Raw genomic sequence first — 12001 nt, forward strand, 5'->3', positions numbered from 1 at the left:
GTGGGGGGCCTCAGGCGGCGGGGCGGTCGCCGATGCGGGCGAGGTTCATCCGCGGCCTTCCCTGAGCTTGCCGAGGCGTTCGGCGATGTAGTCCCATTTCGCCCAGAAGGTGGCGAGCTGCTCGCGGCCGGCGTCGTTGAGGGCGTAGAACTTGCGCGGCGGCCCGACCTCGGAGGGGCGTTTGGTGACCTGGACCAGGCCGTTCTTCTCCAGCCGGAGCAGGATGGTGTAGACGGTGCCTTCGACGACGTCGGTGAAGCCGAGGTCGTTCAGGCGGCGGGTGATGGCGTAGCCGTAGGTCTCCTCGCTGCCGATGATCTCCAGCACGCAGCCTTCGAGCGTGCCTTTCAGCATCTCCGTGAGGTTGTCCACGCGCCGCCAGCTCCCGGCTACTTGGTACCACTGAGTAGCAAGGACACGGTATCACCGTCAGGCCCGCTCCGGGCGGGATGTCAGGGTGCGGGAGCCGGGGTGGAGCGGACGGCGAGCTGGTCGAGGGAGATGCCGAGCACGTCGGCCAGGGCCGCGATGGTGAAGAACGCGGGCGTGGCGATGCGGCCGGTCTCGATCTTACGCAGGGTCTCGGCGGACATGCCCGCGGCGGCGGCGACCTCGACGATGCTGCGGTCGCCGCGGGCCTGGCGCAGCACGTGTCCGAGTTGCTCGCCGCGCAGCCGCTCTTCGGGGGTCAGCGGAGGTCGCACCATGACCTCCACTTTATACCCCTGGGATACAAATACCGGTCCGGTCCCCGGGGTGACGGCGTGCGCGAGCCGGCCCAGGCGTCTCCCCCGCCGTCCGGGCGTCTCCCCTGCCGTCCGGGTGCGACCTTGCCCTGCCCCGGATGACCGGCGCCCCTGCCTGGATCGTCCGATCTGGCGGGTTCCGCCGCCTGTGCGCGCGGCCGAGCCCTGCCCGGATCATCCGGCCTGGCGGGTTCCGCCGCCTGTGCGCGCGGCCGGGCGAGGACGGGCTCCGCGCGCGGGCAGCGGCCCTCGCCGCCGCCTGGGACGTGCTGCTCACCGAGCCGTGCGTTAGAGGAGCCGTGCGTTAGAGGAGCCGTGCGTAATAACCCGTGCTCGAAGATCGCGGCCGCCTGGTGGCCGCGCTCGGCCCGCCCCTTGGCGTGGCCGGTGTGGGCGGTGTCGAGGTCCGGGCGGCGTGCGGGGTCGCAGGAGCGTCTGGCGGGTGCCGGTGCGACGGCTCCCGCTCCCGATCGGGCTCCCGCGCCTGGGCCGCCGGGCTGCGGTGATAAGGCTTGCGATGCTCGTGCGGCGGCGCATCCGGCCCGGCGCGGCACCACGGGCCGCGCGAGCGCGGGGCGCGGGCGTGCGCAGGCGCCGCCTGTGGTGCGGCGTCCGCCCGGTCTGCGCGCGTCGGCGCGTACCTGGCCGGCCGGACGCCGGGTGTCGGCCGGCCGCCGTGCGCGTCCTGGGCGCGTGGCGGCGGCGGGGCGTGTGCTCGGCATAGGGCGTAACTCCCGTCGATCGGCGCCCGCCCGGCCCGGCTTGGGGCACGCGGCGGGCGGATACGGTCGCAAGGCCGGTCCGGCGGTGCGCCGTCCGGCCGGCGGGCGAAGCGTTGCTCTCCTGCGCCGCGCCGCCGGCGGGACGCCACAGGAGAGGTCCGGCGAGGCGGGCCGCGGGTGGGTGCGGCGGTGCCGGTGAACGCCGGGCGCCGGGTCCTCGCAGGCGGCGGGCGCGGTCGGCCGGGGGGATGCGGATGGCATTGTAGGCACGTGCGGGCGCGGCCTGATCCGGGCGGGCACGCGGCGGGATGCGGCGGGTGCGCCGCCGGGGCGTCCGCTGATGGTGTGCGTCATCACCGCTGTCATGGTGCCTCGTGAAGTCGCAGGAGGGCGCCTGCTCGCCGTCGCCTTCAGGCTAAGTCCCGCCAGGTGGGCGGGGCGAGCGAGCCGGAGGCGCGCGGGAAGATTTGACCATGTCATGGCGGGCGTACGGCCCGTGCTTGACGCGCTGCGCGCGCCGGGCGTCAGCAGGACTCCACGGGCATGTCGAACCAGACGACCTTGCCGCTGCGGGTGCGGACGCAGCCCCAGGCGCGCGACAGCCCGGCCACCAGGGCCAGGCCGCGTCCGCCTTCGTCTTCGATGCCGGCGGGCCGCAGCTGGGGCATGCCGCTGCCGCGGTCGCCGACCTCGCAGCGCAGCAGCAGGCGTTCGCCGGAGCAGCGCAGCCGGATCTGCAGGCGTACGGGGCCGCGGCCGTGCCGGACGGCGTTGGTCACCAGTTCGTCGGCCAGCAGCTCGGCCTCGGCGCTGGGGCGCATGCCCCAGCCGGCGAGCGCGTTGCGCATCAGGTGGCGTGCCTGCGGCACCGAGGCCGGCAGGGCCGGCAGCGTCCACACGGCCGACGGGGCGCCGCCCGCGCCGGCGGGGCCGTTAGGGCTGGGACCGCCCCGCGTCCGCCGGCCACCGGAGGTGGCCGCGCCCACCGGGGTCTGCGGGGCCACCAGGTACGCGGCCTGGGCAGGCGGGCGGGGCGGCCGATGATGAGTCATGATCACCGTCCCTCGCTTTTCCCTTCCCGCTTGTCGGGGGCGTTCCCCCACCTCCCTGAGCCTGCCCAAAAAGCACCCATAAGCACCCATACGGGCATCTATTACCTGGCGGGCGGGTCGTCCTCCAGCGGCACCAGCACCTGAGTCACCAGCTCCCCCGGCGCCGTCACCGCCGGATCCGACACATACACCTCCCGCACCGGCCCGCGCACCGCCCGCCCCCGCTCGGCGCACCAGGCCAGCAGCCCGTGCACGGTCAGCGACATCTGCTCATACGCCCCCACGTGGGTGGCGCAGGCGAACCGCCCGCCCGGCAGCACCACCGCCCCGGCCCGCCCCCGCTCCACGGCCAGGCCGACCTCCACCTCCATCGCCTCCGCCACATCCAGCGGGAACAACCCGACCAGCCGCACCGGCCCCTGTCCCGCGTGCCCGGCCAGCAGCCGCGCCACCGCCGCCGAGGTGGCCCGTCCCACGTCCTCCATGCCCGCCGCCGGCTCGCGCTCCAGCACCACCGCGAGCGGCTCCTCCTCCACCACGCGCACGGCGGTCTCGGGAAGGCCCTCGGCCATCACCCGTTCCAGCACCCCGAGCGTCCTGCGCCGCCGCGCCAGCTCCTCCTCCAGCTGCCGGCGCACCCCCTCCAGCGCGTCCGCCGACCCGGCCAGCACCTGCCCGATCACCGCCAGCGGCACATCAAGCGACCGCAGCAGCCCGATCGACAACGCCTGCCGCGCCTGCGAGGGCCGGTAGTAGCGGTAGCCGGTCGCCTGGTCCACGTACGCCGGCCGCAGCAGCCCCAGCTCGTCGTAGTGCCGCAGCTGCTTGACGCTCAACCGGCCCAGCCGGGCGAACCGCCCGATCGGCAGCAACTCCTCATCCACACCCACCAGCATGGCCCGGTTTGACCACCACCCGGTCCCAGGCGGCAAGGTGGAAGGCATGAGCTTCACCGTGGGCCAGGTCGCCCGGCTGGCCGGCGTCACCGTGCGGACCCTGCACCACTACGACGAGATCGGCCTGCTGTCGCCCCGCGAGCGCACCCCCGCCGGATACCGCCGCTACAGCGACGACGACATCACCCGCCTGCAGCAGATCCTGCTGTATCGCGAGCTCGGCTTCCCGCTGGAGGAGATCGCCGCCATCCTCGACCGTCCCGGCGCCGACCACCTCGACCACCTGCGCCGCCAGCACCGGCTGCTGACCGCCAAGGCCGAGCGCATCAGCCAGGTCATCGCCGCCGTCGAGCGCGCCATCAACGCCCGCACCACCGGCATCTCGCTGACGGCCGAGGAACGCCTGGAGGTCTTCGGCTCCCTGCGGCCCGAGGACTACGACGCCGAGGTCGAGCGCCGCTGGGGCCACACCCCCAGTACGCCGAGAGCCAGGAGCGCATCGCCTCCTACACCAAGCAGGACTGGCTGCTGCTCGCCGAGGAGGCCCAGGCCATCAACGACGAGCTGACCGCCGCCTGCACCGGCGGACTGCCGGCCGACTCACCGGAGGTGATGGACATCGCCGAGCGGCACCGCGCTCACATCAACCGCTGGTTCTACACCTGCGACCACGAGCTGCACCGCTGCCTGGGCGACCTGTACGCCTCCGACCCCCGTTTCGCCGCCGTCTACGACGCCCTCGCCCCGGGCCTTGCCGCCTACTTCCGCACCGCGATCCACGCCAACGCGCGCCGCCACCTCTGAACATGCCCTTGCGGGCATATAACCGGCTCGGTATATTCACGGGCATGCCGTTCGACGTCGTCGCCGAACCCACCCGCCGGCGCATCCTCGACCTCCTCCTGCAGCGCCCCCACCAGGTCGGCGAGCTCACCCGCCTGCTCGGCCTCACCCAGCCCGCCACCAGCAAGCACCTGGCCGCCCTGCGCCGCGCCGGCCTGGTCACCGTCCGCAAGGACGCCCAGCGCCGCTGGTACGAGCTCAACCCCCGCCCCCTGGCCGAGATCGACGCCTGGCTCACCCCCTACCGCCGCCTGTGGAACGACACCCTTGACCGCCTCGAACACCACCTCGACACCATGAAGGACGACACACCGTGAACGAAAGCGTCACCCTGCACGCCGACGGCCGCACCACCCTGCGGATGCAGCGCCGCCTGCCCCACCCGCCCGGAAAAGTGTGGCGGGCCGTCACCGGCCCCGAGCACATGGCCGCCTGGTTCCCCGCCGAGGTCAGCATCGACGGCGACCGCATCGCCTACGGCTTCGGCCCCGGCGGACGCATCACCGTCAACGACCCGCCGCGCGTCTTCGCCCACACCTGGGGCGACGATGAGCTGCGCTGGGAGCTCGCCCCCGACGGCGACGGCACCCTGCTGACCTTCACCCACACCTTCGCCGACCGCCACGGCGCCGCCAGCTTCGCCGCCGGCTGGCACACCTGCCTGGCCGCCCTCCACGCCCACCTCGACGAACGCCCGTTCCCCGGCACCGGCGACACCGCCCGCCTGCACGAGGACTTCATCGCCATCCTCGGCCTGCCCGCGGCCACCGTCACCGACGGCGGCGTCCGCGTCGAACGCCAGCTCACCCGCCCCGCCGAGGACGTCTGGCAGCGGCTCGGCGGCCCCGAGGCCACCGTCGGCGCGCCGCCGCCGCAGCCGTTCACCGTGCCCGCCGCACCGCCCGGCCCGGTCAGCCGCATCGAGGCCGGCAAGCTGCTGGAGTACGACACCGGCGGCGGGACCGTGCGCTGGGAGCTGGCAGCGGGCACCGGGCACGGCGCGCGGCTGGTCCTCACCCACGCCGGCCAGACCGCCACCCTGGACGCCTGGCGCGTCCGTGTCGAGGAGCTGGCCGCCTCCCTCCTCTAGCCGTGGTTTTTCTTCTTTGCAGGTGTGAGGTGCCGCATTTTCCCATGCCCTTTACAAAGTAGATTTCATGAAATTCCAGACAAGTCGGATATCCGGGTGGGTGGGTCAGCGCCCCGGCCCGCCCTCGATCGCCCACCGCACCCCGTACGCGCCCAGAAAGTCCAGGAACGCGCCGGGATCGAACGCCTGCGCGGGCGCCAGCACCCCCGCCTTCGCGGGCTCGGCCACCAGGCGGCGGGCGCTTTCCACCGCGATCGCCGCCGTCAGGCCGTAGGTGTCGCTCCCCTCCACGACGCCGCGCACCCGCCGCCCGTCCGTGCCGGCGGCCTCGGCCAGGTAGGTGAAACGCTGGGCGCGGCGCTCCCGCTCGGCCGGCCCCTCGGGCAGGCTCGCGATGACCTCGGGTGGGGGCGCGTCGCCCAGCCGCTCCCCCAGCCCGGCCTCGGCCAGCCCCTCCAGGCGCGCAAGACGTACGTGGCGGGGAATGGTCACCACCTCCGGCACCGCGAACCCCGCAACCGGCAGCACCTCCTCCCGCCCCGGCAGCCGCACCTCACCGCGGCGGCCGGGCGATGCAGGACGCCAGAGGCCGCCGTCGTAGACCAGGCCGCCCGATCGGACGGTCTCGATCGTCGCGGCCAGCGAGCGCAGCGTGCCGCGCGAGACGCCCCCGCCCGGGCCGATGAGGTGGACGGTGCGCATCTCCCCGATCCGGTCCAGGCGGGCGGCCACCAGGCTCGCCAGCAGATCCAGCAGGACGCAGCCGTCGGTGGCGGCGGGCACCACACTCACCCCGGCACCACGTGCTCGGGACGCGAGGGTGTCGAAGAGGTCCTTGATGGCGAGCTGCTCGCCGCAGGTGTCGACGTAGTGGCAGCCGGCGTCGATCGCGGCCGCCGCCACGGCGCGGGCGGTGAAAGTGAAAGGCCCGGCACAGTTGATGACGGCATCGCTGCCGGTGAAAGCGCGCGCCAGAGCCCGGTGGTCGCCGGCTGCGGCCTGCCGCCGCTGCGCGCCGTGCAGGCCGGTGGCCTCGGCCGCTTGCGTGAGGCGGGCCGGATCGCGTCCGGCCAGGATCGGCTCGATGCCGCGGCGGGCCAGCTCGGCCAGGACGAGCCTGCCCTGGTAGCCGCTCGCGCCGTACACGGTGATCTTCATCTCGTCTCCTCGAACACGCCGATAGGGGATCAGCCCCGCGCAGCACGCTACGGCTCCGGCACGAGACGCCGGAATAAGCAAGACGCGTGCACCTTTGCGCCATCGTCTTCAAAGAAGAGCCGGTTAGGGTGTCAGGATGGACGTGTTGTCGGACGTGGTGAGCGCGGCCCGCACGGGCCGCCCCCATTCGCGGCGGGTGAGCCGCCCCGCCCCCTTCGCCGAGCATTTCCCCGCGATGCCGGCGGCCGGGTTCCACGTCGTCCTGCGCGGAACGTGCCGGCTGACGCCGCCGCAGGGCGAGCCGATCGTGCTCGGGCCCGGGGACGTGGCGTTCCTGCCGCGCGGCTGCGCCCACACCCTGTCCGACGCCGGGTCGGCGGCCCCCGCCGGCGCGCCCGAGCAGGCCCCCTCCAGCACGCGTCAGCAGGGAGACTCCAGCGTGGACGAGGCAGCCTCCGCCGCAGGCGGGCCGGGGGCGGTGAGCGTGGACATGCTGTGCGGCGCGTACCTGCTGGACGGCTCGGCCCAGCACCCGCTGCTGGACGACCTGCCCGACGTCGTCCACCTGCCCGCCCACGTGGGGCGGCACGGACAGCTGCGCGCCGCCGTCGACCTGCTCGGGACCGAGCTGGACGCCCCGGCCCGCCCCGGCTCCGACGGCGTGCTGCTCACACTGCTGGACCTGCTGCTGCTCTACATCCTGCGCGCCTGGTTCGAGCAACAGCACGCCGACGGCCACTCCCCCGCCGGATGGGCCGCGGCCCTGCACGACCCCGCCGTGGCGGCCGCCCTGCGCGCCGTCCACGCCGACCCGGCCCACCCGTGGACGGTCGAGGAACTCGGGGCGCGGGCCGGGCTGTCACGAGCCGCCTTCGCCCGCCGCTTCACCACCCTGACCGGGCGGCCGCCACTGGCGTATGTGACCTGGTGGCGGCTGACCACCGCCGCCCGGCTGCTGCGCAGCGGCGACGCCCCCGTCCACACGATCGCCCGCCAGGTCGGCTACAGCTCGCAGTACACCTTCACCCACGCCTTCAAGCGCCAGTACGGCACACCGCCGGCCGCCTACCGGGCCCTGACGGGCACCACCTGATCGGATCAGTCTCGGGCGGCGGGCCGGACCACGACCTCGCTGACGTCTCTCCCGTCGGCCTGCTCGATGGCGAACGCGATCGCCGCGGCCACGAACCGGGGACGGCATCGCGATCTCCTCCCTCCCCCGCCGTGCCATCACCGCCGCCACCTCAGGGCTCACCGCGCGGGCGGCGCGCCGCACACCTGCACGCAGGCGAGGCCGGGGCGGGGCGTGGTCGCCGGCGACGTGGGAGTGCACGCCCCCGTCGGCCGCTCTCACCAGGGCGCGCCTGCCCGGCTCGCTCGCGGTGGTCGTGGCGGTGGTGCTGCTGACGTCCCCGCCGACCTGGTACTCGATGACCACCGCGCGGTTCTGACCGCCTCCACGCGGCCCCCGGCGCATGTCACGGAGTGTCGGCCTGCCCCCGGGAAGGAGCTTCCGCCCGTCCGGGCGGGTGGTCAGGCGGTGAGGCCGAGGGCGGCGGCGGTCACGGCGCGGGCGCGCTCCGGCCGGGTGAGCACGTCCACCGCATCGCAGACCTGATCGACGCACCCGCCCACCGGCAGGCCCCGTACAGCGGGGTCTGAGATCTGCGCCATGAGCGCCTCGGCGAACCGGTCGCCGCCGATCACCCGGAACGGCCGGTCGTGGAAGCAGCGCACCCGCTCATCGAGCCGCTCGGCCAGCGCCGTGCGGTTCTGCAGCGCGGCGAGCCTGCCGTAGGCGGCGGCCAGGCCGTCCTCGCGCTCCCGCCACGACCGCGCCGCCAGCGCCGCGCCCAGGGATTCGCCCAGCTCGGCCGAGCCGGGCAGCCGGGCCAGCGCGCTGCCCAGCCATTTGGCGTACGGAGGATAGCGGCGGCGCAGCAGCAGCGCGAGCCGCATCACCTCCCGCGCCAGCCGCGCCCCCACCACGGCCGAGCCCAGCTCGTCGCCCACCTCGCCGCAGCGCCCCGGGAACGGCTCCTCCTGCGCGATGCGCCGCCACTGACAGGCCAGCACATACCGCCACACATCCTCCGGATACCAGCGCAGCAGCCGCCGGACCGTCTTAAGGCCCGGCTCGCCGAGCCCGTCGTGGAACACCTCACCACCGGTCACCTCGGCCAGGCTCTGCCAGGGCGACGACAGCCAGTCCAGCAGCGACACCCCGCCCCGCGGGTCGAACCCGAGCCGCTCCACCAGCCACGACCCCAGCTCCGTCACCCGCACCCCCGGCTGCACCCGCCCGTGGTAGCCGAACACGGTCGGGTATCCGCGAAACCGCTCCGGCAGCCCGGCGACCACCCGCTGCTCGATCTCGGCCACCTGATCGGCCGCCACGAACACCAGCACCCGCGGCCCCCAGTCGTGGTCGGCGGAGCGGGCGGTGTCGAACGCCAGCACCTCCGACCCGGGCCCGATCAGCGCCGCCGCGTGCGGCACGCCGGTCACCAGCGGGGCCACGACCTCACCGTAGAAGGAGCGCGACAATTCGATACCAGGTACGAAATCGGTCATCACGCCGTCAACTGTGCACCAGCGCCCGCCGAACCTCACCCGGTTTTCCCCCGCGCGGGGCGCGGGCCGGATTTGTGCGGGTGGGGCCGGGCGGTTCCCCACGGAGGTCAGAGAGCGAGGTGGCAGGCCATGACGCGCACCCTGCGGTAGCCGAGGTGCTCGTACACGGTGATCGCGGCGGGATTGTCGTCGTCCACCATGAGCGCCGCACGCCCGTACGCGGCCACCAGCTGCCGCGTCACCCACCCGCACACCAGCCGCGCCAGCCCGCGCCCGCGATAACGCGCCCGCGTCGCGACCCCGGCCAGCAGCCCGACGGTGGGCGCCGACCAGGCGTCGGCCGCGACCGCCGCCAGCTCGCCGTCAAGGCGGATGCCCGCCCAGCGCCGCACACCCGAACCGCCGGGAACCGCGTAGGAGTGGGGGGCGTCGGCGGCCAGCAGCTCGGCCACCTCCGCCTCCTCCGCGGCCTGCAGCCACCCCACCTGCGCCCCGCCGTCCACGACAGCGGCCGGCAGGCTCTCGGCGGCGGCAGCGGGCAGGCTCATCCACGAAAAGCGGCCCCGTTCGGCCAGCCCGTCGACGCGGGCCGTCACCTCGGCCAAAAGGCCCGCCTCGCCCCAGGGCCGGTAGGTGGGGCCCAGCTCGGCCAGGGCGTGCCGGACCAGCCGCACCGCCTCCGGCACGGGGCCGTGCACGGCTAAGCGGTCACCGCGGGAGATGCCGGGGCAGGCGGCCACCACCGCATCCCCCAGCGCCCAGGCCCGCGCCCGCCCGCGCAACCCCTGGCCCGTCCACATCACCAGGTCGGCATCGCCGCACGCCGCCCGCAGCTCCGCCTCCGAGCGCAGCGGCATGATCACAAAATCGCCCCCGGCCGGTAGGCGGCCGCCTCCGGATGCTCGGCCACGATCGCCTCGACCGCCTGGGTGACGGCCCGCACCTGGTCGCCGGCCGCGCCGGTGAACGACACCCGGTCGGCCAGCAGGCCCTCCAGCTCATCGCGGCCGAGGGGGAAGCGGTCATCGCCGGCCAGCCGGTCCAGCAGCTCGTTGGCGGCGCCGCGCGAGCGCATCGCCAAAGCGGAGGCCACCGCGTGCTCCTTGATCAGCTCGTGGGCCTGCTCGCGGCCCACCCCGGCCCGCACCGCCGCCATCAGCATCTTCGTCGTGGCCAGGAACGGCAGGTAGCGGTCCAGCTCGGCGGCGATCACGGCGGGGAAGGCGCCGAACTCCTCCAGCACCGTCAGCATCGTCTCCACCAGCCCGTCGAAGGCGAAGAACGCATCCGGCAGCGCGACCCTGCGCACCACCGAGCACGACACATCACCCTCGTTCCACTGATCACCGGACAGCTCGCCCACCATCGAGGCGTAGCCGCGCAGCACCACCGCCAGGCCGTTGACCCGCTCGCAGGAACGGGTGTTCATCTTGTGCGGCATCGCCGAGGAGCCGACCTGCCCCTCCTTGAACCCCTCGGTGACCAGCTCGTGCCCGGCCATCAGCCGGATCGTCTTGGCCAGCGACGACGGCGCCGCCGCCAGCTGCACCAAAGCCGTCACCACCTCGAAGTCGAGCGAGCGCGGATAAACCTGCCCGACGCTGGTGAAGCGGTGCTCGAACCCCAAGTGGGCCGCCACCCGCTCCTCCAGCGCGGCCAGCTTGCCCCGATCGCCGCCCAGCAGGTCGAGCATGTCCTGCGCGGTGCCCACCGGCCCCTTGATGCCGCGCAGCGGGTAGCGGGCGATCAGCTCCTCCAGCCGCCAGTAGGCCACCAGCAGCTCATCGGCCGCCGTGGCGAACCGCTTGCCGAGCGTCGTGGCCTGGGCCGCCACATTGTGCGAGCGGCCGGCGATCACCGTCGCCTCGTGCTCGTGCGCCAGCCGCGCCAGCCGCGCCAGCAACGCCACGACCCGGTCGCGCACCAGCAGCAGGCTGTCGCGCACCTGCAGCTGCTCGACGTTCTCGGTCAGGTCGCGCGAGGTCATGCCCTTATGGACCTGCTCGTGCCCGGCCAGCGCGTTGAACTCCTCGATGCGGGCCTTGACGTCGTGCCGCGTCACCCGCTCGCGCGCCGCGATCGAGTCGAGATCGACCCGCTCGACCACCTTCTCATAATCGGCGATCGCGCTCTCGGGCACCGCCACGCCCAGCTCGGCCTGCGCCCGCAGCACCGCCAGCCACAACCGCCGCTCAGCGATGATCTTGTATTCGGGTGACCACAGGCGGGCCAGCTCCGCCGAGGCGTAGCGACCGGCCAGAACATTCGGGATACGCGGCTTGGAAGTCACGTCGGACAAGTCTATTCACACCCCCGCCGGTCACCTCCGCCCGCCCGGCCGCGTCATCGCCCGGCCCCCGGCTCCGTACACCAAGACTTGAACCGGCCGCCGGTTACCTGCGCGCCTGCCCGGACAGAAGATGCGCCGAGCGACACCGGAGCAGAACGGGAGCAGCCTCATGATCCGACCACGCCCGGGCCGCGCCCTGCTGGCGGGCGCGACCGTGACCTGCCTGCTCGCCGCGGGATGCGCCGCCGCGCCCCACCACGCCACCGCCCCCGCCGGGCCCGCGCCGGCCATCGCCACGACCACTCCCGCCGAAACCCGCACCGTCCTGCTCGAACAGCAGCTGCCCAACGTCAAAGGCAAGACCTTCACCTCGGTCCTGATCACCTTCCCCCGGCGGCCGCGCCGGCCCCCACAAGCACGGCAACGCCTTCGTCTACGCCTACGTCCTCGACGGCACCTTCCGCAGCCGCCTGGCCGGCGAGGGCGTGCGCACCTTCCGGCAGGGCGAGAACTGGACCGAGCCGCCCGGCACCCACCACCTGCTCACCGAGAACACCAGCCGGACCCAGCCGGGCAGGCTCCTGGTCATCTTCATCGCCGACGCCGGCTGAGAACTCAAAATCGACGACC

General features: G+C 74.0%; 13 protein-coding genes and 1 pseudogene. 6 read left to right on the forward strand and 8 right to left on the reverse strand.

The genetic code is table 11. The features are described from left to right. Positions 1 to 45 precede the first annotated feature (45 nt). The 4 genes from WBK31_RS15815 to WBK31_RS15830 form a co-directional block, all read right to left on the reverse strand. Positions 46 to 372 carry a PadR family transcriptional regulator gene (locus WBK31_RS15815; protein WP_364051392.1) on the reverse strand — a complete coding sequence of 109 codons (327 nt, stop codon included), beginning with the start codon at positions 370 to 372 and terminating at the stop codon, positions 46 to 48. Positions 373 to 452: 80 nt separating this feature from the next. Then, the gene (locus WBK31_RS15820) at positions 453 to 707 is read right to left on the reverse strand and encodes a helix-turn-helix transcriptional regulator (RefSeq protein WP_364051395.1); all 255 of its coding nucleotides are present in this window, start codon (positions 705 to 707) and stop codon (positions 453 to 455) included. Between the two features lie 1285 nt (positions 708 to 1992). Further along, complete coding sequence (locus WBK31_RS15825) at positions 1993 to 2520, reverse strand: ATP-binding protein (RefSeq protein ID WP_364051398.1); 528 nt, start codon at positions 2518 to 2520, stop codon at positions 1993 to 1995. Positions 2521 to 2621: 101 nt separating this feature from the next. Next, a complete protein-coding gene (locus WBK31_RS15830; protein ID WP_364051401.1) occupies positions 2622 to 3404 on the reverse strand; it encodes a MerR family transcriptional regulator in 783 nt (260 codons plus the stop codon). Between the two features lie 58 nt (positions 3405 to 3462). Between WBK31_RS15830 and WBK31_RS15835 the strand changes: the two genes are divergently transcribed. Genes WBK31_RS15835 through WBK31_RS15850 form a run of 4 tightly spaced genes read left to right on the forward strand, consistent with a single transcriptional unit; the run spans position 3463 to position 5349 of the window. Further along, on the forward strand, positions 3463 to 3984 hold the full coding sequence (locus WBK31_RS15835; protein ID WP_406675112.1) for a MerR family transcriptional regulator: 522 nt from the start codon (positions 3463 to 3465) through the stop codon (positions 3982 to 3984). Beyond that, complete coding sequence (locus tag WBK31_RS15840) at positions 3945 to 4220, forward strand: TipAS antibiotic-recognition domain-containing protein (protein ID WP_406675499.1); 276 nt, start codon at positions 3945 to 3947, stop codon at positions 4218 to 4220. The genes WBK31_RS15835 and WBK31_RS15840 overlap by 40 nt, the downstream gene beginning before the upstream one ends. A 44-nt stretch (positions 4221 to 4264) precedes the next feature. After that, positions 4265 to 4576, forward strand: a complete 312-nt coding sequence (locus tag WBK31_RS15845) for a metalloregulator ArsR/SmtB family transcription factor (RefSeq protein ID WP_364051407.1) — start codon at positions 4265 to 4267, stop codon at positions 4574 to 4576. Beyond that, on the forward strand, positions 4573 to 5349 hold the full coding sequence (locus WBK31_RS15850) for an SRPBCC family protein (RefSeq protein ID WP_406675113.1): 777 nt from the start codon (positions 4573 to 4575) through the stop codon (positions 5347 to 5349). The genes WBK31_RS15845 and WBK31_RS15850 overlap by 4 nt, the downstream gene beginning before the upstream one ends. Positions 5350 to 5454: 105 nt before the next feature. On the opposite strand, the gene WBK31_RS15855 is transcribed toward WBK31_RS15850, so the two are convergent. Then, entirely contained in the window at positions 5455 to 6507 is a 1053-nt protein-coding gene (locus tag WBK31_RS15855) for a saccharopine dehydrogenase NADP-binding domain-containing protein (protein ID WP_364051410.1), read from the reverse strand. A gap of 136 nt (positions 6508 to 6643) precedes the next feature. Here WBK31_RS15855 and WBK31_RS15860 point away from each other — a divergent pair, with 136 nt between their 5' ends. Then, a complete protein-coding gene (locus WBK31_RS15860; RefSeq protein WP_364051413.1) occupies positions 6644 to 7600 on the forward strand; it encodes an AraC family transcriptional regulator in 957 nt (318 codons plus the stop codon). Positions 7601 to 8040: 440 nt separating this feature from the next. Here the strand turns inward: WBK31_RS15860 and WBK31_RS15865 are convergent, their stop codons facing one another. From WBK31_RS15865 to purB, 3 genes are all read right to left on the reverse strand, one after another. Continuing rightward, a complete protein-coding gene (locus WBK31_RS15865; protein WP_364051419.1) occupies positions 8041 to 9081 on the reverse strand; it encodes a DUF4037 domain-containing protein in 1041 nt (346 codons plus the stop codon). Between the two features lie 107 nt (positions 9082 to 9188). Beyond that, positions 9189 to 9938, reverse strand: a complete 750-nt coding sequence (locus WBK31_RS15870) for a GNAT family N-acetyltransferase (RefSeq protein WP_364051422.1) — start codon at positions 9936 to 9938, stop codon at positions 9189 to 9191. 2 nt (positions 9939 to 9940) lie between these two features. Beyond that, entirely contained in the window at positions 9941 to 11371 is a 1431-nt protein-coding gene (gene purB, locus WBK31_RS15875; RefSeq protein WP_378788861.1) for an adenylosuccinate lyase, read from the reverse strand. A gap of 401 nt (positions 11372 to 11772) precedes the next feature. Between purB and WBK31_RS15880 the strand changes: the two are divergent. Then, positions 11773 to 11982 (forward strand): annotated as a pseudogene (locus WBK31_RS15880) (cupin domain-containing protein); the annotation flags it as partial. Between the last annotated feature and the right edge of the window lie 19 nt (positions 11983 to 12001).

The sequence above is a fragment of the Nonomuraea sp. N2-4H genome, assembly GCF_045291505.1.
GTDB classification, from domain to species: Bacteria; Actinomycetota; Actinomycetes; order Streptosporangiales; family Streptosporangiaceae; genus Nonomuraea; species Nonomuraea fastidiosa.

What these genes read in the sequence shown, in the direction of transcription:
- WBK31_RS15835 (WP_406675112.1), top strand. Translation starts at nt 3,463, where the DNA reads ATGAGCTTCACCGTGGGCCAGGTCGCCCGGCTGGCCGGCGTCACCGTG.
- WBK31_RS15865 (WP_364051419.1), bottom strand. Translation starts at nt 9,081, where the DNA reads ATGACCGATTTCGTACCTGGTATCGAATTGTCGCGCTCCTTCTACGGT.
- WBK31_RS15825 (WP_364051398.1), bottom strand. Translation starts at nt 2,520, where the DNA reads ATGACTCATCATCGGCCGCCCCGCCCGCCTGCCCAGGCCGCGTACCTG.
- WBK31_RS15820 (WP_364051395.1), bottom strand. Translation starts at nt 707, where the DNA reads ATGGTGCGACCTCCGCTGACCCCCGAAGAGCGGCTGCGCGGCGAGCAA.
- WBK31_RS15845 (WP_364051407.1), top strand. Translation starts at nt 4,265, where the DNA reads ATGCCGTTCGACGTCGTCGCCGAACCCACCCGCCGGCGCATCCTCGAC.
- WBK31_RS15870 (WP_364051422.1), bottom strand. Translation starts at nt 9,938, where the DNA reads ATGCCGCTGCGCTCGGAGGCGGAGCTGCGGGCGGCGTGCGGCGATGCC.
- WBK31_RS15855 (WP_364051410.1), bottom strand. Translation starts at nt 6,507, where the DNA reads ATGAAGATCACCGTGTACGGCGCGAGCGGCTACCAGGGCAGGCTCGTC.
- WBK31_RS15860 (WP_364051413.1), top strand. Translation starts at nt 6,644, where the DNA reads ATGGACGTGTTGTCGGACGTGGTGAGCGCGGCCCGCACGGGCCGCCCC.